General features: G+C 48.3%; 13 protein-coding genes and 1 pseudogene. 2 read left to right on the forward strand and 12 right to left on the reverse strand.

The window, feature by feature from the left end:
- The 5 genes from V6C93_RS15710 to fbp all read right to left on the reverse strand — a co-directional run.
- Positions 1-1070 (reverse strand): cobyrinate a,c-diamide synthase (locus V6C93_RS15710; protein ID WP_333477607.1); only part of this gene is annotated, 1070 nt, incomplete at its 3' end.
- A gap of 59 nt (positions 1071-1129) precedes the next feature.
- Entirely contained in the window at positions 1130-2506 is a 1377-nt protein-coding gene (opcA, locus tag V6C93_RS15715; protein ID WP_333477608.1) for a glucose-6-phosphate dehydrogenase assembly protein OpcA, read from the reverse strand.
- 147 nt (positions 2507-2653) lie between these two features.
- Positions 2654-4183 (reverse strand): glucose-6-phosphate dehydrogenase, encoded by a 1530-nt coding sequence (gene zwf, locus V6C93_RS15720; RefSeq protein WP_333477609.1) that lies wholly within the window; start codon positions 4181-4183, stop codon positions 2654-2656.
- Between the two features lie 498 nt (positions 4184-4681).
- The gene (gene tal / locus V6C93_RS15725) at positions 4682-5839 is read right to left on the reverse strand and encodes a transaldolase (protein ID WP_333477610.1); all 1158 of its coding nucleotides are present in this window, start codon (positions 5837-5839) and stop codon (positions 4682-4684) included.
- Positions 5840-5946: 107 nt separating this feature from the next.
- Positions 5947-7017: a class 1 fructose-bisphosphatase gene (gene fbp / locus V6C93_RS15730; RefSeq protein ID WP_333477611.1), complete on the reverse strand. Its 1071-nt coding sequence runs from the start codon at positions 7015-7017 to the stop codon at positions 5947-5949.
- 314 nt (positions 7018-7331) lie between these two features.
- Here fbp and V6C93_RS15735 point away from each other — a divergent pair, with 314 nt between their 5' ends.
- Positions 7332-8414, forward strand: a complete 1083-nt coding sequence (locus V6C93_RS15735) for an ATP-dependent 6-phosphofructokinase (RefSeq protein ID WP_333477612.1) — start codon at positions 7332-7334, stop codon at positions 8412-8414.
- A gap of 177 nt (positions 8415-8591) precedes the next feature.
- On the opposite strand, the gene V6C93_RS15740 is transcribed toward V6C93_RS15735, so the two are convergent.
- The 4 genes and pseudogenes from V6C93_RS15740 to V6C93_RS15755 all read right to left on the reverse strand — a co-directional run bounded on the left by V6C93_RS15740 (position 8592) and on the right by V6C93_RS15755 (position 13275).
- Entirely contained in the window at positions 8592-8885 is a 294-nt protein-coding gene (locus tag V6C93_RS15740; protein WP_333477613.1) for an RNA-binding protein, read from the reverse strand.
- Positions 8886-9231: 346 nt separating this feature from the next.
- On the reverse strand, positions 9232-9450 hold the full coding sequence (locus V6C93_RS15745) for a hypothetical protein (protein ID WP_333477614.1): 219 nt from the start codon (positions 9448-9450) through the stop codon (positions 9232-9234).
- A 93-nt stretch (positions 9451-9543) separates the two neighbouring features.
- Positions 9544-10611: pseudogene (gene nrdJ / locus V6C93_RS15750) on the reverse strand (ribonucleoside-triphosphate reductase, adenosylcobalamin-dependent); the annotation flags it as partial.
- A gap of 246 nt (positions 10612-10857) precedes the next feature.
- The gene (locus V6C93_RS15755) at positions 10858-13275 is read right to left on the reverse strand and encodes an LAGLIDADG family homing endonuclease (protein WP_333477615.1); all 2418 of its coding nucleotides are present in this window, start codon (positions 13273-13275) and stop codon (positions 10858-10860) included.
- A gap of 120 nt (positions 13276-13395) precedes the next feature.
- Here V6C93_RS15755 and V6C93_RS15760 point away from each other — a divergent pair, with 120 nt between their 5' ends.
- Positions 13396-13980: an Npun_F5749 family FMN-dependent PPOX-type flavoprotein gene (locus V6C93_RS15760; protein WP_333477616.1), complete on the forward strand. Its 585-nt coding sequence runs from the start codon at positions 13396-13398 to the stop codon at positions 13978-13980.
- 76 nt (positions 13981-14056) lie between these two features.
- Here V6C93_RS15760 and cysE read toward each other — a convergent pair whose 3' ends face one another.
- The 3 genes from cysE to V6C93_RS15775 all read right to left on the reverse strand — a co-directional run.
- Positions 14057-14833 (reverse strand): serine O-acetyltransferase, encoded by a 777-nt coding sequence (cysE, locus tag V6C93_RS15765; RefSeq protein WP_333477617.1) that lies wholly within the window; start codon positions 14831-14833, stop codon positions 14057-14059.
- Positions 14834-14935: 102 nt separating this feature from the next.
- Entirely contained in the window at positions 14936-15412 is a 477-nt protein-coding gene (locus V6C93_RS15770) for a hypothetical protein (RefSeq protein WP_333477618.1), read from the reverse strand.
- A 409-nt stretch (positions 15413-15821) separates the two neighbouring features.
- The coding region (locus V6C93_RS15775) for a glycoside hydrolase family 1 protein (RefSeq protein WP_333477619.1) at positions 15822-16775 on the reverse strand (954 nt) is incomplete at its 5' end.

The following is a 16775-nucleotide window of genomic DNA, read 5'->3' on the forward strand; positions in this document are numbered from 1 at the left end:
TCCGCAGGTAAAGCCGTATCTGTGAGGGGACTCCAAGGCACTAACTCAGCACCCAGTTCTTGCAAGATATCCAGGTTGTCCTGATAGTAGAAACTAAAAGCGCGATCGCGTGCTATTGCCAGCCTAACCGGAAAACCCCCTAAATTTCCCAAGGAGATCCCCCTCTCAATAAGGCTACGGTTTATACACAAGTCTTTCTTGCCCCCTAAATCCCCCAATTCTGGGGGACTTTGAAGCTCCGGCTCCCCCCAAAGTTGGGGGGCTGGGGGGGCTAGATCTGATGGGGGAGTTGGAAAATACAGTTTAGAGTGTGTTGCCAAACCCGGAGAACCCCCTAAATCCCCCTTATTAAGGGGGACTTTGAATCCAGTTCCCCCCTTTACAAGGGGGGTTAGGGGGGTAAGCAACGGAAATAACCTTTCCCAGTCAAAACAACTTTCTGCCAAGTGGGCGAGTCTATCGATCAAATCATCCAACTGAACCATCTCAGCCGTAGGGATTAAACCCAGATGCCGAGCAGGAATCGTAATATTATCCTGACGCCGCAATACTCCTAGTACGGGAATTTGCAAGGGTTCCAAGGCATCTTTGAGAAGTTCCAAATGGCGATCGCTCCCCACTCGATTCAACACCACACCCGCTAGCTGTATCCTAGGGTCAAACGAACGGTAGCCATGTGCGATCGCAGCCACCGATCGCGACAACCGACTGCAATCCAAAACCAATAGCACAGGCAGTTCCAACAACCGCGCCACATGGGCCGTACTGGCCCAATCATGCCGCCCAGTCGCCCCATCAAACAAGCCCATCACTCCTTCAACAAGAGCATAATCCATCCCTTGGACATGACGGGTAAAACAATCCTGGACGTAATTTTCCGAAGTCAGCACCGGATCTAAATTCCGGCAGGGACGCCCCGTAACCTGCTGATGGAACATCGGATCGATGTAATCAGGGCCAACTTTGAACGATTGAACGCGTTGCTTGTGCCGTGACAACAACGACAATAGGGCGAGCGTAACGGTTGTCTTGCCCACCCCACTGCGTTCACCAGCGATGACTAAAGCCATGATATTTGGGAATTGGGAATTAGATTTGTGATTAACTATCACCCATTACCCATTACCTATTACCCCTTTGCCAACTTTAAAATCTCAGCCGTAACTGCCAGACTTTCTTCATAAAGCACCTCACGACCCCAGCGTTGCAGTTGCTGACTCAGCAAGTGTTCTGTTTTTTGGTCAAACATTGGTGTTACCTGCTGAATGCGGCAAGCCTGAGCACCACCGCCCGCTTCCATCCGCATACAACCCGTCGTTTCTGAACACAACACCGTACAGCAATCTGCCTCGTTGTTGGTCGAACCCAAGCGCAGACTGATCATGTCACCGGCAATTTCTCCCACATCCGCCACGGGAACTCCTGCCAACTCGGCTTCAACCGTGCGATGTTCAGAAGTGAGGAATCGAACGCGACTGATATCATAATCACCACCCTCTGTCTGATAAGAGACGGGACGCCACTTTAACCGAGAAGCTAACCAACCCAGGAACATCACTGCCTGAGATTGATTGCCTTTCTCGTAATCGATCGTTACCTGGTCAACCTCTTTAAGAGCCGCACGCCGTTCTGGTGGGTCAAACGCTTCAGCCGTCAACTCTTGCCATGCTGCTAGCCGCCGCCAGTTGAGGTCGGCGATCCCAATTCCGTGCTCGATCAGGTTTTGTATCTGCAATAGCTCTGTCTCTGCCTCATTGAAGGAACTAGAGTCAATGATGACGCTATTGCTAAGAGCGGCCAGTCGTTTGAACAGACCATATTCAGGGTCAGGTGTCCCCTTCCACCAGAGAAACTTGGGAAGCTCCCCAATCATTAGTTCTGATATCATGCCTGCGTTACGTTCCAAGGCAGTAGCCGTGCCTCGCAGGGTGACGTATTCGCAGCAGACGAGTGTGCTCTGAGAGTGCTTCTGAACTGGACAAGAGGCAGAAACCTGAGCCGTAAGGCCTTCATCTTCACCTGCGATCGGACAAAGGGCAATAATCCGACATGGGTTGGAAGCTGCGATCGCATCCGCAAGCCCCGATCCTTCTAAATCTGGGGAATACTGTAACCGCTCCGCTTGTTCTGTACTGTTTGCCATCCCATTTTTGAGTCGTTCAGTATATTCCTCGCGCAGTTTCGCCTTAATAATGTCGTCTGCTTTACCAGTCCTTGGCAGCCCATAGGCTTTCTGTGCCGCCTTCAGGGCAGACACCATGCGGGGACCGACAATACCGTCGATCGGACCCGTGTAATATCCCAATGCAGCTAACAGCTGTTGAGTTTCTCCTGGTTCATAGACAATCAGGCTGAACGTTGATGCTCTGATGGCAGAGGGAAAATCGCCGTATTCACCAGCACTTCCATAGCTTTGCCAGATTTGAAGCAGTTCCGCCTCTATATCAGCGATTGAAACATCTTTGGGCTGTTGTAGAGAGACTATCGGAGGAGATTGTGTAGCCATATCAATTACTCGTTAGTTAATTTTGGGTTGTTAGCTGTTGCTTATTATTTGTTGGTTGTTAGTGATTAGTTGTTAGCTATTTAACGGCTTCTTATAACTCAACAATAAACCACTAACAACTTCTAGGAGCGTGTCAGCTTGTACGCCCTACAGTCTGCGCCAGCGACGACCATCGCGATTAATCAAGTGTTCCGCCTCGGTTGGTTCCCAGGTTCCCGCTTCATACTGGGGAATAGACGCTGGATCTGTCGGTGCCTCCCAAGCCGAAAGTGCTGGTGTGACAACCCGCCACGCTTCTTCCACTTCATCAGCACGGGTGAACAGAGTTTGATCCCCCCGCATACAATCGAGTAACAGGCGATCATAAGCATCGGATGTCGATATCCCAAACGACGAGCCGTAGCTAAAGTCCATATCTACCGTGCGTGTCCGCAGGCTGGGTCCTGGCATTTTCCCTTCAAAACGCAGCGAAATTCCCTCATTGGGATGAATGCGCAGTGTCAGCACGTTAGGGTTTGCCTGCTGTGCGGCCGATTGAAAAATCAGCAAAGGAACCTCACGAAACTGAATCGCGATTTCGCTCACTTTCTTGGGTAGCCGTTTGCCCGTTCGCAGATAGAAAGGAACACCTTGCCAGCGCCAGTTATCGATGAGTAGCTTCATGGCTACGTAGGTTGGTGTTGTCGAGTTGGGGTTAACTCCGGGTTCCTCCCGGTAACCCGGAACCGGCTTGCCTTTCATCCAACCGGCAGAATACTGACCCCGCACCGCTGAATTCTCTAAATTATTGATATCTGCCAGGTGGGTGGCCTGAAGCACCTTCATTTTCTCTGTCCGGATGCTATCAGCGTCCAGCGAATTGGGCGGCTCCATCGCCGTCAGGCAAAACACTTGCAATAGGTGATTTTGCACCATGTCCCGCAGTGCCCCAGAGCTTTCATAGTAACCTGCTCTGTCTTCGACGCCCACCGTTTCTGCCACTGTAATCTGGACGTGGTCAACAAACTGCCGATTCCATAGTGGCTCAAAGATAGCATTGGCAAAACGGAATACCAACAAATTCTGAACAGTTTCTTTGCCCAGATAGTGGTCGATGCGGTAAACTTGCTGTTCTTTACAGACTTGTTGCACCACTCGGTTGAGCTTCTGAGCCGAACTCAAATCTGTACCGAATGGTTTTTCAATCACTAGGCGGTTTTTCACAGAGTCAGCCAGCATTCCCGCACTTCCCAGTTGTCGGATGGCTTCTGGGAAAAACTTGGGGGAAACCGATAGGTAGAATACCCGGTTACCTCGCGTTCCCCGCTTCCCATCTAGTTCCCCTAAGAAGGCTTTGAGTTTCTGATAGCTTTCTGGCTTATCAATGTCACCAGGGCAATAGTACAAACCTTGGGCAAACTCTTCCCACATTTCCTCGGAGCCAATGCCGTCAGAAAACTGCTCTATGCCCTCCCGCATCTGCTCTCGGAAGTAGTCGTGGCTCCATTCGCGACGTGCGACACCGACGATGGTCGTTTCGGGGGGCAGACGGCGATCGCGTTTCATCTGGTAAATGGCTGGCACTAACTTACGTTGGGTGAGGTCTCCAGACGCTCCAAAAATTACCAGAATCGCTGGTTCCGCCGTCCGTTCTTGTTGCAAGCCAACGCGCAGGGGATTTTCTAGCAGAGTCACCATAGTTGTTTCAAGATGAAAAATAGAGGTTAGGATGAATAGAACTTACGCACCCTGGACAAAATAATTGCAGGTATTTTAGCGCCTGTAGCCGTCACGTTTGCTTCCCCAGCGCTCAATCCGGGGGGGAGTGGGAGATCACTCACCTAAGTCGAATGGCACTGACTTAAGAATTTCTTAGCTCACCAATGAACCCTTGTGCAGGGGGTCTCTAGGTAGGCACGTGCGCTAACGCGCCCCGCTTCGCTATCGTCCCCCAGTGGGGGTTTGGGGGGTCTCCCCCCAATCTTGGTTTTCTCAAAGAACGACTACTTTTTGCTTAAGTCAGTGACATTCCACCTAAGTCCTGAGGCAGTCCCCAGGAAAAATCCGAGAGACTCTTCCTTGTGCCGTTTGTTGAATCAAGGATTCAGTTTCCTCAAGCGCTACTTTGCTCCTCTAGAGGCACCATATTATCGTGCCTCTACGCAAGATGGGGAAGTTGGGTAGTAAGACGTTGAGTTACACCGTCGCCAACTTCTGGACTTTATCCTCTAGAGATGACATTAAGGACTCAAAGGGCTTGACAAATTTGTCAATTCCATCTGAAAGAAGTTCCTCCATCACCTCGTCAATATTGATATCGATATCGGGGTCTTTGAGGCTTTCCATTAAGTGGTGGGCTTGGTCAACATCCGCCTCAACGCGATTGGCTGGAGAACAGTGGTCAGCACAGGCTTCAATCGTGTTGGGTGGTAAGGTATTGACGGTATCAGGGCCGATCAGCTCATCGACATACATCACATCGCTGTAGTTCGGGTTCTTGGTGCTGGTGCTCGCCCATAGCAGCCGCTGGACTTTTGCTCCTTTCTCTGCTAAAGCTTTCCAGCGATCGCTCTGGATAATTTCTTTGTATTTCTCGTAAGCAATTTTGGCATTGGCGATCGCAACTTTACCTTTAACAGCTTCCAGCTTGGCCTTCTTCTCAATCCGATCCATGCCTTCCGCAAGTTTTGCATCAATGCGTGCATCAATATTGATATCAATCCGGCTGAGGAAGAAACTCGCCACAGATGCAATATTGCTGATGTCCTTGCCCTCGGCAACCCGCTTTTCCAAGCCCCGGATGTAAGACCAAGCCGTCTCAACATAGCTGTCTACCGAGAACAGCAAAGTAACATTAACATTGATTCCTTCGCTGATCACTTGCTCAACCGCTGGCAAGCCCATCTTCGTCCCAGGAATCTTGATCATCACGTTTTCCCGACCAATCTGCTCATAATAGCGTCGGGCTTGCTCGATGGTACTTTGCGTATCATCGGCAATGTTCGGCGGAACTTCAATACTCACGTAACCATCCAGTTTATTGGACGACTCATAGACCGGTTTGAAGATATCGCAGGCATTCCGGATGTCATCAAACACGAGAGATTCATAAATTTCCAACACCGATTTCTTGGCACGAATACCCGCTTCGATGTCAGCATCGTAGATCGCATTCCCCACGATCGCTTTTTCAAAGATGGCTGGGTTGGAGGTAATTCCGACAATCCCTCGCTCCTCAATCAACTGATTGAGTTCACCGGACTGGATAATCGAGCGGCTCAGATTATCCATCCAGATGCTCTGACCGTAGTTTTGTTCAATTTGGAAAATGGGATTGTTGGCTGTTGCAGTCATTTTTCAACTCCTACTGGTTGTAATGTACTCTGCTTATTGAAGGTTAGAGGCTTAATGCTCATCGGTCATTAAGCTTTAGTCATAGACTCTTGACAAAAGACTCATGATTAACCCGGTCTAGAAGCGATCGTGGCTTCTTCTGAGTCCCGCGCCCTCTCTTGAATAAAAGACTCTACAAGGGCTACATCTTCTTTGCTCCCGATAATTAACGGGGTTCTTTGATGCAATGCCTTGGGCACCACATCCATGAGATTTTGGGTTCCTGTACTGGCTTTGCCACCCGCTTGCTCCATCAAAAAAGCAAGGGGAGCCGTTTCATAAAGTAGACGCAACTTTCCTTCCGGCTTCTTCAACGTACCGGGATAGAGAAAGACACCACCCTGACTCAAAATCCGATGAAAATCTCCTACCAACGCCCCACTGTAGCGGGCGGTATACCCTTCATGACGATGCACGTAGCGAATGTAATCCCGAATGGACTCGTCCCACTGCCAGAAGTTGCCTTCATTTACGCTATAAATTGGCCCGTGTTCTGGCACCTGCATGTTTTCCTTGGAAAGGATAAACTCACCCAAACTGGGGTCAAGAGTGAAAGAATGGACACCCGTACCGATGGAGTACACCAGCATCGTACTCGGCCCATAAAGAATATAACCAGCGGCGATTTGTTTGCGCCCATTTTGCAGCAAATCGCTAGCTTCACCGTCTGAGTCGTCTCCTTCTTGCCTACGAATCGAAAAAATCGAACCGATATTCAAGTTGATGTCTATATTTGAGGAGCCATCAATTGGGTCATACAGCAAGGTATAACGTCCGATGGGGCAGTTTTCTGGGATATAGTAAGGTTTTTCCATTTCCTCAGAGGCTAAGCGACAGACGAGACCGCTTTGCTTAAACACCGAAATAAATACGTCGTTGGCATAGAGATCCATCTTTTTGACGGACTCTCCCTGCACATTAACGGTACCTGTAACGCCTAGCACTCCCTCAACTAAACCAGCGCGGCTCAGGCGTCGAGAAATCAGCTTGGCTGCCAAGGCAATGCGAGTCATGAGCGCACTGAGGTCTTGCGCCTCTGCTGAGAAACTATGAAGCTGCTGTAAAACATGACGCGTTAGCGTTGTACAATCACGATCCAGAGTCCGTTCCTGAGCTACAGGCTGATCTACATCTGCCATAATTTCATCCCTCCTTATGGATAACGCATTCTGAGTAGAGGTCAGTTGCTCACAAAACTGCCTCAAGCCAGCCAAATGCTTTACCCCCTTTAATTTCTATCTTAGGGAGGCATTTGAGCGGCGGCTTCTAACTTTAGAAGAACTAAAGAAACTTTAGATGAACGACAACGACAGGAAGACGCAGGAAATCTTCCTACTGACAGATAAATTAGAGAAAGATGCAGGAAATCTTCACACTACCTTTCTTGTCTTTGAGGATGCCTAGGGTCAAACTTAGCGTAGAAAGCGCATGATACAAGCTGAATAAAGGCTTTATGGGAGAACGTAAACGCATTGGAATTCTCACCAGTGGTGGAGATTGTGCTGGCTTGAATGCAGTAATTCGAGCGGTGACGCATCGGGCTGTGGGCACTTACGACTGGGAGGTAATGGGCATCTATCGAGCGACTCAGGGGTTAATGAGCCGTCCTCCGCAAGCTGTCTCGCTTGATCTTGAAAAGGTTGGTGACATTTTAACCAAAGGGGGTACTGTTCTCGGCACGACGAATAAGGGGAACCCATTTGCTTTGCCGATGCCGGATGGAACGGTACGTGATGGCTCCCAAGACATCATTGAAGGTTACCATCTGCTGGGACTCGATGCCCTGATTGGCATTGGGGGAGATGGGAGTTTAGCCATTCTCCGCAAAGTTGCCCTGCAAGGCAATCTGAACTTTGTGGCAATTCCTAAAACGATTGACAACGATGTCGGCATCACAGAACGTGCGATCGGATTTGATACGGCAGTGAATATTGCAACCGAAGCCCTGGATCGGCTACATTTTACAGCCGCCAGCCACGACCGGGTGATGATTGTGGAAGTGATGGGTCGAGATGCCGGTCACATTGCCATTTCTGCCGGGATCGCAGGAGGAGCAGATGTCATTCTGATTCCGGAAATTCCCTATACTCTCGACAACGTCTGCCGCAAGATCAAAGAGCGACAGGAGCAAGGGCACAATTTCTCGGTGGTTGTTGTTTCAGAAGCGGTTTGTACAGAAACCGGTGAAACGGTAACCTGGAGCGATCGCTTCGGCGAATGTCGCTTAGGTGGGATCGGTCAATACTTAGCCGATCGCATTTCTACTTGTACGGGTGCAGAGACGCGCGTCACCGTTTTGGGACATACTCAGCGGGGTGGTATTCCTTCCCCCCTTGACCGATTAATTGCCTCTGCCTTTGGTGTGGCAGCGGTTGATTTAATTGCCAATGAAAAATATGACCATATGGTCACTTGGCAACAGCGTCAGGTTGTGGATGTGCCTATTAGTGAGGCGCTCGGTCACTATCAAGCTGTAGATCCCAATGGGACTCTAGTCCATACAGCTAAAGGCTTAGGGATTTGCCTAGGCGATTAGGCTGGCTTGTTCAGGGCTAGCGAATTGGAACGAGTTAGGATTGTCAATCACGACCCTAACTCGTCTACCTAGACAATGGGAGAATGATTAGGCTCGATTTTGCCAAACCAGGGCTTAAGCTACTCGTCACCTCAATTGATTCTGGTTGAGAACTACAGCCCCTAAGCAAGGGTTGGTCTAGAACCGATTGTCATTACTGCGTCTTGCTCCGCCACCACTGCGATTATCTTCTTTGGGTCTTGCTTTATTGACTCTTAATTGACGTCCCATCCACTCGGCACCATCCAATTCGGAGATGGCGGAATCTTCTTGGGTTTCTTCTGTCATTTCAACAAAGGCAAAGCCACGCATCCGACCCGTTTCACGGTCTGTAGGTAACACCACTCGCTTGACGGTGCCGTAATCGGCAAATACTGTTCTCAAGTCTTCTTCAGTGGCTTGGTAAGACAGGTTTCCGACGTAAATGGTCATGTCGATCAATAAAGCTGAACTACGAACTTAAGTTCAGAGTCACAGACTTGATTGTGGCAGGAGATTAAGTTGCTCAAAATCTTGCCTGAGTTGACCGATGGTAAATTTTTAAGAACTCGCAACCCTCAAAGCGATCGCATGGAATGAGTTCGGTGCGCTTAGCGCACTTGCAAGACCTCAAAAATCAAACCAAAGGTAGAACTGAACTTTTACTTTCGTCTTATGATAGCCTACTAAATTGCTTCTTCGTGGTTATCTATCTCACATTTGGCGTCACAAACTGAATTGGGGTCTACTGTGATTCAGCAGACCCCAACATTTAAGGCTTATTCAATAAAAAGTGGTCTTATTCAATCGATATAGATTGAGGACCGCTAGTTTTACCGTTTTCACTGCCACTTGTAGCAGATGTGTAGGTAGTAGAACCCGTTTGCTGATCCAGCCAACTTTTTACTGGGTCATCAGCCAGGTTGAGTCGAAACACTCCTGAAAAAAAACCTCCCAAGAAAGCAACAGGCTGCTGAGTCAGTTCTTTAACAATGGGTGACAGTTCATCAAGAAACATCTGGGTATCTCCTTGTGCTACCGGGCATTGATCATGAGTGATTCCTCTCGAATCGTAGCGTGTCTGTCAACGAGCAATCCCATTGAGGGGTGATTACCCTTTTGTTTCGGGAAACAGACACTTATCTGAGTCACAACCGGCTGGACCAGCTTCCCCTAATTCGCCTAGATCGTAACGACTCAGCGCAACATGGAAATCATTGATTTGGCGTCGCTTCGTTACGTCCTCCATTAATTGCTCGTACTGCTGACGGTCTATCGGTTCAAACGGCAAGCGCGGGAAGGTTTGAAGATCGTCAAAGCGTGCTAACAGAGCGGCTGAGATATAGCCCTTGTCATCTCGGATGGCTTCGTAAATCCGAGTTCCTAACCCTTCGATTTCTGAGTCGCGCAGCTCGATTGTTGCGCTGGTATTGTGTCGGGTATAGAATTTTTGGACTTGCATGTAAAAGTCAAGTTGAGCGATCGCATTAAATTGACTGATGTCGATTTCATCAGCCCCCGGCAAGTCAGCCCAAGCTACGGCAACCGGAATTTCCACCAGCCATTCCGAGCAACGGGGATCGAAGGGGTCATTCAAGAGGTTACCATTTTCATCCTTGTCCGATTGAGAGGGGATGACATTGTATCCGTAGTCAATACAAGCCAAAGCGACAGGGTCATTTTTGCGGAAGGTAATACGCCGGATAAAGCGTTGTGCTTTTGGTGGATGCCAACCGGGTGAGGCACCAGTCATGAGAGACTTCGTTCCAGAAGGTTGGACAGTGGTGCAGCGGTTGGGGCGTTTTAGATTGTTGCGATCGCAGTAATCCCAAACAACGCGATGTACAATCTCACTCCAACTAGTTAGATACTCCTGTTCCTGCCGTTTAAACTCCAGTCCTTTTGCCGTTTCTGGACGCCCTTCTACCCACCAGCGCAACCAATCGACTCCAAAGGCTGCGACAAAGAAATCGAACAAACCTGTGAAGGAGACACCCACAATGGGGTCTAACTCCCGTGATTTACGGTAGCGATCTTCAACAAATTCATGGTTTAGCAACGTCGCGACAGACAGCGCACCCGCTGTAAACGCTTCTTCTTGTTCTTGGTAATTGTGTGGGTCAATCTGATTAAGGTGAATCTCACTTAAATTGCAGTGAAAGTTTGAACCAATAATTTCCAGTTTTGTTATCCTAAAGGCTTTTTATCCTTTAGTTCTACAGGTTCTGTTTTTCCTGTAGCTCGGCGTACATATTCACTTACTGTTGTAAGTGCCCCACACTCTTGCCAGGATTATATTCTTCTATTTGAGAAGGTTCACCTGGTACGCTCTACGGTGGTAAAGGCTTTTTAGTTCCCTTACTTACCTCGGTATTAACATCTCAGCTTCTACCGATTTTGCAGGGTTTTTTACGTGAGGCAAGCATTATTTACCACACGGATTAAGTGCATAGCGACTTAATCGATGTTCGATTTCATCAGACGAGAGCTGAGAAGAACACTCTTGTAACCACTGTTTGCCATTTCCTTGCTCGTAAGCTTTCAGGAAATTAGCTTTTTGTTCCAGATTGACTAGTAAGTCACAATTAGCTCTAGCAACAGCCTCACCAGCCCATTGAATCGCTCCCTCACCCGAATAATACTGTTTACGAACAGCTTCAAGGCACTCCTCTAATGTGGGTTTGTGATGAAATACACGAGAGTGGTTTGCCATCCTCAGAGCATCCCGTTCTGGATCGATGCGCCAGTTACCATTGTCATCTTGCTGCCAGAGGTTATCTTTAGCAGTCGTGAATAACGGATCTTTGCTATCTCCCTGCCTCATCCCAGCACTGTTATGGACTAGCAACCCGTCAGCGATGAATTCATGATCGCCCTCAACCTCAATATCAAATGTTTCAGCTTGACCTGCGGGAGCGACAAACTGAACCTCCATTGGCAACCAGTGATGATTCACTAGGTTTTCCGCGAGCAGGGTATCGAAATTAGCATCTCTAAACTTTCCGGCTCTCCCTTTTGGATCAGCCCACAGAACATTCGCTCTGCATATTGTTTCAGGCTTCCATCCGGCGACTGCTAATTCTTGCACAAACTGGTAGGGTAAACTTAAGCCATTTTTCTTGGCTAATTTAAGAGTAAAATCATTGCGAACCGCAAACTCATTAATCAGAGCTACAGCCACGATTTGAGATTGCCAGCCTCGAATATGAAGGCAGTGGCAACCTTCATAGATTTTGTCTCTTCCTTTCAGAGTCTTGGGCTTTCGCTCATATAAAGTTGTAGCAATCCCTAGAGAAAGAGCAAGTTTCTGAACTTCCCTTAAAAATTGCAACTTATTAGAGTTCACCAAAACATTTCGAGATGGAGTGCCATCCGCATCACTCAACCCAGCTAGAAAAGCTCCCCGGATTTCTGGAGTCCCTTTCCAAATAATTTCGGGAATAACAGGGACACCCCAAGGCTGTTTGTATTGCAGCATTTCTTCTGCAAAATCTTTCCGGTAGACCTTGATGAACCCACAATTGTTGTTGAATGCAACGGTTGGTATATAACCCAGTCCTCGCAGAATGCGGAGGCACTTTTGGCCTAGTTTTCCTTCTAGACGCTTTTTAGAAAAAGCGAAAACGACCTCACCACCACCACCGCTACGACGCTTTGCGGATTCAACATCAGCGTAGCCATCCCCAATGTAAAAACCTAACAGCCAAGCATAGTCAGTGCTGGCACAATCAGCACCTTTGTTATGGGGAACTGAAATCAGGCGATCGCCGGGTTGTAACTCACCTGCATACTTCCAAGTGTAAGAGCGAAGGCCATTATAGACCGCGACACGATGGTTAGCCGTACAGCGAATTGAGGTAGTAGGAGTGCGAATTTCTACAACATCCTGTGTACCCTGGATGAACTTATTCACCACTCGACGGTACTCACCAGAGGAGGTTAAAACGCGATCGCCGACTTGAATATCTTGAATGGGCTTCATCCCATCAAGCGCTGAAACCCTTGCCCCGTAAGCGATACAGCGTCGAATATTGCCCGCCACGATCGTGACAGCGGCTTCATCAATGAGTAAACAGCATTCAATTGAAGTTAATTGCCGTCCTACAGCTTTATTTAAAATTGCCGCACAACGCTGATAAAGTTCCGGTAACTTAACAGGATTAGCAACGCCGCCAAAGCCTTTTAAAGATTCTCCTGCCGGACGAACATCACTTAAGTCAATAACAACTTCTACTGGTGCGGAAAATCGCTCATCACTGGATAATTCCAGCAGGGTTTGATAAGACTTCACCCAACCTTGGCGAGAGTCTCCTACATTAATGTAGACTTGATTTCCCTCAATCTTTACTTCTGTGTATTCGCGACGTTGTGTAAGTGGGGTAGAGCCAATTTCTCCTTGTACGCTGACTGTCAGCGGGTTCCGAATCGCAGGGAGTTGGTTGATGTACTTGGGTTCGAGGACAGCACCTGTGCCGCAGCCCATCATGGCGAGATCCATCATCAGACCAAAGGCAAGCCAGTCTACTGCATTGGTGCTGGTGCAATTGTAGGCTCCTGAAAAGTTCTCTGGCTTTTCAATCCAGTCTGTGCCACCAACCCACATCCAGCGTCCTGAGGGGAGACTCTTGAGCTGGCTCATCATCCGGTGTAAGAGGGTGGCTTCATGATCTGTCAGCTTGCCAAGTTTAGTCAACCCCTTGGTGGTGCGATCGCAAACTTGCTCCCAAGTCTCGCGACCCTCTTGTGTTCTACGACTGTAAGTTCTAAAAAATACAGGGTTGGCAGCTGGTGCAGTTTTCGGAAAATCGCGCTTTTGGCGTTCTCGCTCAAGCTCTCGAACCATAGTTCAAATGTGTTGTCGGTTTAGACTAAACCTTGACTATAGGTGATGTTAGATGTATGGGTCAAAGGTTGAAAAACTTAAGTATTTGCGCTATGTATAGGGCGTCAACCCTATAAAACGATGTCTTTAGCTCCCTGGCGAGCGCTCCTAGCCCGTGCGCTCCACAAAAATCGCAGCCTACCTTATGCTCGTTACTTTCAGCTGGCAACCGTTCGTCCCGATGGGCATCCGGCGAACCGCACCGTTGTCTTTCGGGGATTTTTAGACGATACCAATCAACTGAAAATAATTACCGATTCTCGTAGCCAGAAAGCAGAGCAAATAAACTATCAGTCTTGGGGAGAAGCCTGCTGGTACTTTCCCAAGACTCGTGAGCAATTTCGCTTGGCCGGTCAGCTAATCTTGATTGGAGCCGAGCATTCTGACCTATTACTCCAAAAAGCTCGTCTGACGACTTGGCAAGACCTTTCTGACTCAGCTCGTTTACAATTTGCATGGCCTCATCCGGGTGAGGCCAGAGCAAAAAACGACGGTGACTTTTCGCCACCGCCGCCAGAGCCAGACCAACCCCTACCTAATTTCTGTCTGCTATTGCTAGACCCTGTACAGGTCGATCATCTAGAGTTGCGAGGCGATCCCCAAAACCGATGCTTTTATCAGAAAAACCCTTCTCATGACTGGTTGCAGCAAGCGGTGAATCCTTGAAGGTTGAGGGTTGAAGGTTGAAGGTTGAAGGTTGAGGGTTGAGGGTTGAGGGTTGAAGGTTGAAGCTTAAAAAGGGTTAAATTCCAGACCCATCTAAAAACTCCTGAATAGCTTTGTCTCTGATATCGCAAGACTGAGATATAGTAGCGGGAACCTCTGGGATATCAAACGTTGAAGACCCAGCATAAACTAAGGAAGGGATTGAAGCGGGTTGATGCATTTGCTGTTGTAATTCTTGTAATTGTTGCTCCAGCGCCTCAATCCGGTCTACTAAAGTGCGGATAACAGTCGCTTCTGAGTCAGGCAGGTTGCCATGTTCTAACGGATCGACTCGAACCCCAGCTCGATAGATAATCCGACCGGGAACACCCACAACCGTGCAATCAGACGGTACATCTCGCAAGACAACTGAACCCGCTCCAATGCGAACATTGTTGCCGATTAGGAGGTTACCTAAAACTTTAGCACCAGCACCGACTACGACATTTTCTCCCAAAGTAGGATGCCGCTTACCACACTCCTTACCAGTACCACCCAGCGTGACACCTTGGTAAATCAGACTGTAGTCTCCAATAATCGCGGTTTCTCCAATGACAACACCCATGCCGTGATCAATGAAGACACCTCTGCCAATCGTGGCACCCGGATGAATTTCAATACCGGTTAAAAAGCGGGAGAACTGCGAAATTAACCGAGGAATAAAGGGAATTCCTAGAGTGTATAACCCGTGGCAAATGCGGTGAAGCAGCAACGCCTGTAAACCGGGGTAGCAAAACAAAACTTCCAGCCAGTTACGGGCTGCTGGATCTCGCTCAAATATGATGCGGAAGTCAGCTAGAAGCGCAGATAACACAAAGAGTTACCCAATTGTAATGGTAAAGCACATTACAACTATCTTACAGAATATAAGGGAGAAAGCCTACATCCTTAATTAGCTCGACTTGATCTTCCCTGGCTACTGTCGCACAGTCAAGGAATAATTCCAGCGCTGACCCTCTTTCATAGCACCGACCCACATGCGATATTCTCCAGGGGGTAAATTGGAGGCTTCTACACTGGCGTCTTTACTCACACCTTTGCTGGTTTTTGTATCATCACCGCAAAGAATTAAGTTATTAGGCCCTCGAATAACTAAGGTTGTATCTTTCCCGCTATTGACTTCCACACTTAGCTTAGAAAATTTGCTTTGCAAGACCATGATGTGATCAGGATTCTCTGAACCATAACCGATACAGGGCTTATTATTGCGATCGCTATTGGCAATCGAAGACAACGAGTAAGTACCTCCCGTGTTACCTGAAGCTTGTCCCGCTGTTGCTGGAAAGCCAGGTGATAGTGTCAACTTACCAAAATTGGCTGATTGCGAAAAAGCGGGTGCAGCACTCAAAGCGACTGCAAAAGCGAGCAAAATTTTACTGTGTAACCACCGCATTGCCAAGACCCTCCTTAAAAGACTGGAAAGTAAATTTCTCTCTCCAGTTGAGTACGGAATGCAGACAAGACTGCCTAGTATTGTCTTATCTGACCTTGGGCACTTGAAGCGTGACAGACGTGACAGTAGTCTATCTGCCCTAATCGAGAGCCCGGTTTTTCTGCATTAAGAGTATTTTGCAGATAATATGCCCTCCATTATCTTGATTTTGTTCCTACTCCTGAGCTGCTTGATGTTTTCAGACGTTCTTATCTTTTTTCCCCTAGAACTCCTGAATTCCTTCCGACCCCTTACCTCGTTGAGTTGGGTGGTAGCCTTGCTTGTATTCTTGTGGTGTTTTGGAGGGGAATGAGAACTCTCAACTAACTACCAGTTCAACAATAAGAGGAAGAGGGTCATCAAAACGGATTTAGACCACACGGTTCTGACGAATGCACTCGGCGTACCAATTAAAACTGGCTTTGGGAATACGTTTTTGGGTCTTGTAATCGGTGTAGAGGATACCGAAGCGATCGCTGTAACCCCGACTCCACTCAAAGTTATCCATTAAACTCCACAGGAAGTAACCCTTGAGAGGATACTTTTCTTGGATGGCTCGATGAGCTGCCCTCAAGTACTGTCGCAGGTATAAGATGCGATCGCTATCAATCACCTCACCGTTTTTGTTTAATTCATCTTGGGTAATGCAGCCGTTTTCACTCACGAACACGGGCAAGTCCTGACGTCCCAAAGTGTCGCTCACATGACGAATCGCCCAATACAGGCTCTCCGGAATGAACTTAATCCAGGTTGCCTGCATCTTGGGATAGCTTTTGGGGAAGTCGAGAAGTTCGTATCCTTGTGGATTATTAGCGGCACGAGCATATTTACCCGTGTACAGGTTAATCCCAAAGTCATCGAGGGGTTGGTGAATCGTCTTGAGGTCGCCCTCTTGAATATCGGGTGCATCAGCGCCCAACTCCTTTAGCATGATGGGACTGTAGGCACCTGTAAGGGCAGGAAAAATGATGCCTCCGTTGAACCAATACGTATGAAATGCTTTTTGGGCGGCGGCAATATCGGCGCTTGACTCCGTGAGGGGAACAGTTGAGCCAATGTCCAGAACTAGAGAGATTTTACAGGGTTTAGGCGAGGCGGCGCGGATGGCTTGACAGCCGAGTCCATGAGCTAGTAAGGCGTGGTGAGAGGTTTGCCATACTTCTTTTTTGGAGCTGACGTGGGTACCAGGGGCGTTGTTGGGTTGGCTGTTGACGCCATAACCGAGATGAGTGAATTGGGAGATTTCGTTCAGGGTCATCCAGTGGGTGATGCGATCGCCCAATCGAGTGACAATAGCAGTAGCATAGTCCGCAAAGTCGGATGC

The organism is Allocoleopsis sp. (assembly GCF_036703385.1).
Lineage (GTDB): Bacteria > Cyanobacteriota > Cyanobacteriia > Cyanobacteriales > Coleofasciculaceae > Allocoleopsis.

Excerpts from the sequence above, each read along its gene's own strand:
- V6C93_RS15770 (WP_333477618.1), bottom strand. The coding sequence starts at position 15,412 with ATGCGGTGGTTACACAGTAAAATTTTGCTCGCTTTTGCAGTCGCTTTG.
- V6C93_RS15755 (WP_333477615.1), bottom strand. The coding sequence starts at position 13,275 with ATGGTTCGAGAGCTTGAGCGAGAACGCCAAAAGCGCGATTTTCCGAAA.
- zwf (WP_333477609.1), bottom strand. The coding sequence starts at position 4,183 with ATGGTGACTCTGCTAGAAAATCCCCTGCGCGTTGGCTTGCAACAAGAA.
- V6C93_RS15745 (WP_333477614.1), bottom strand. The coding sequence starts at position 9,450 with ATGTTTCTTGATGAACTGTCACCCATTGTTAAAGAACTGACTCAGCAG.
- V6C93_RS15735 (WP_333477612.1), top strand. The coding sequence starts at position 7,332 with ATGGGAGAACGTAAACGCATTGGAATTCTCACCAGTGGTGGAGATTGT.
- V6C93_RS15760 (WP_333477616.1), top strand. The coding sequence starts at position 13,396 with ATGTCTTTAGCTCCCTGGCGAGCGCTCCTAGCCCGTGCGCTCCACAAA.
- V6C93_RS15740 (WP_333477613.1), bottom strand. The coding sequence starts at position 8,885 with ATGACCATTTACGTCGGAAACCTGTCTTACCAAGCCACTGAAGAAGAC.
- opcA (WP_333477608.1), bottom strand. The coding sequence starts at position 2,506 with ATGGCTACACAATCTCCTCCGATAGTCTCTCTACAACAGCCCAAAGAT.
- tal (WP_333477610.1), bottom strand. The coding sequence starts at position 5,839 with ATGACTGCAACAGCCAACAATCCCATTTTCCAAATTGAACAAAACTAC.
- fbp (WP_333477611.1), bottom strand. The coding sequence starts at position 7,017 with ATGGCAGATGTAGATCAGCCTGTAGCTCAGGAACGGACTCTGGATCGT.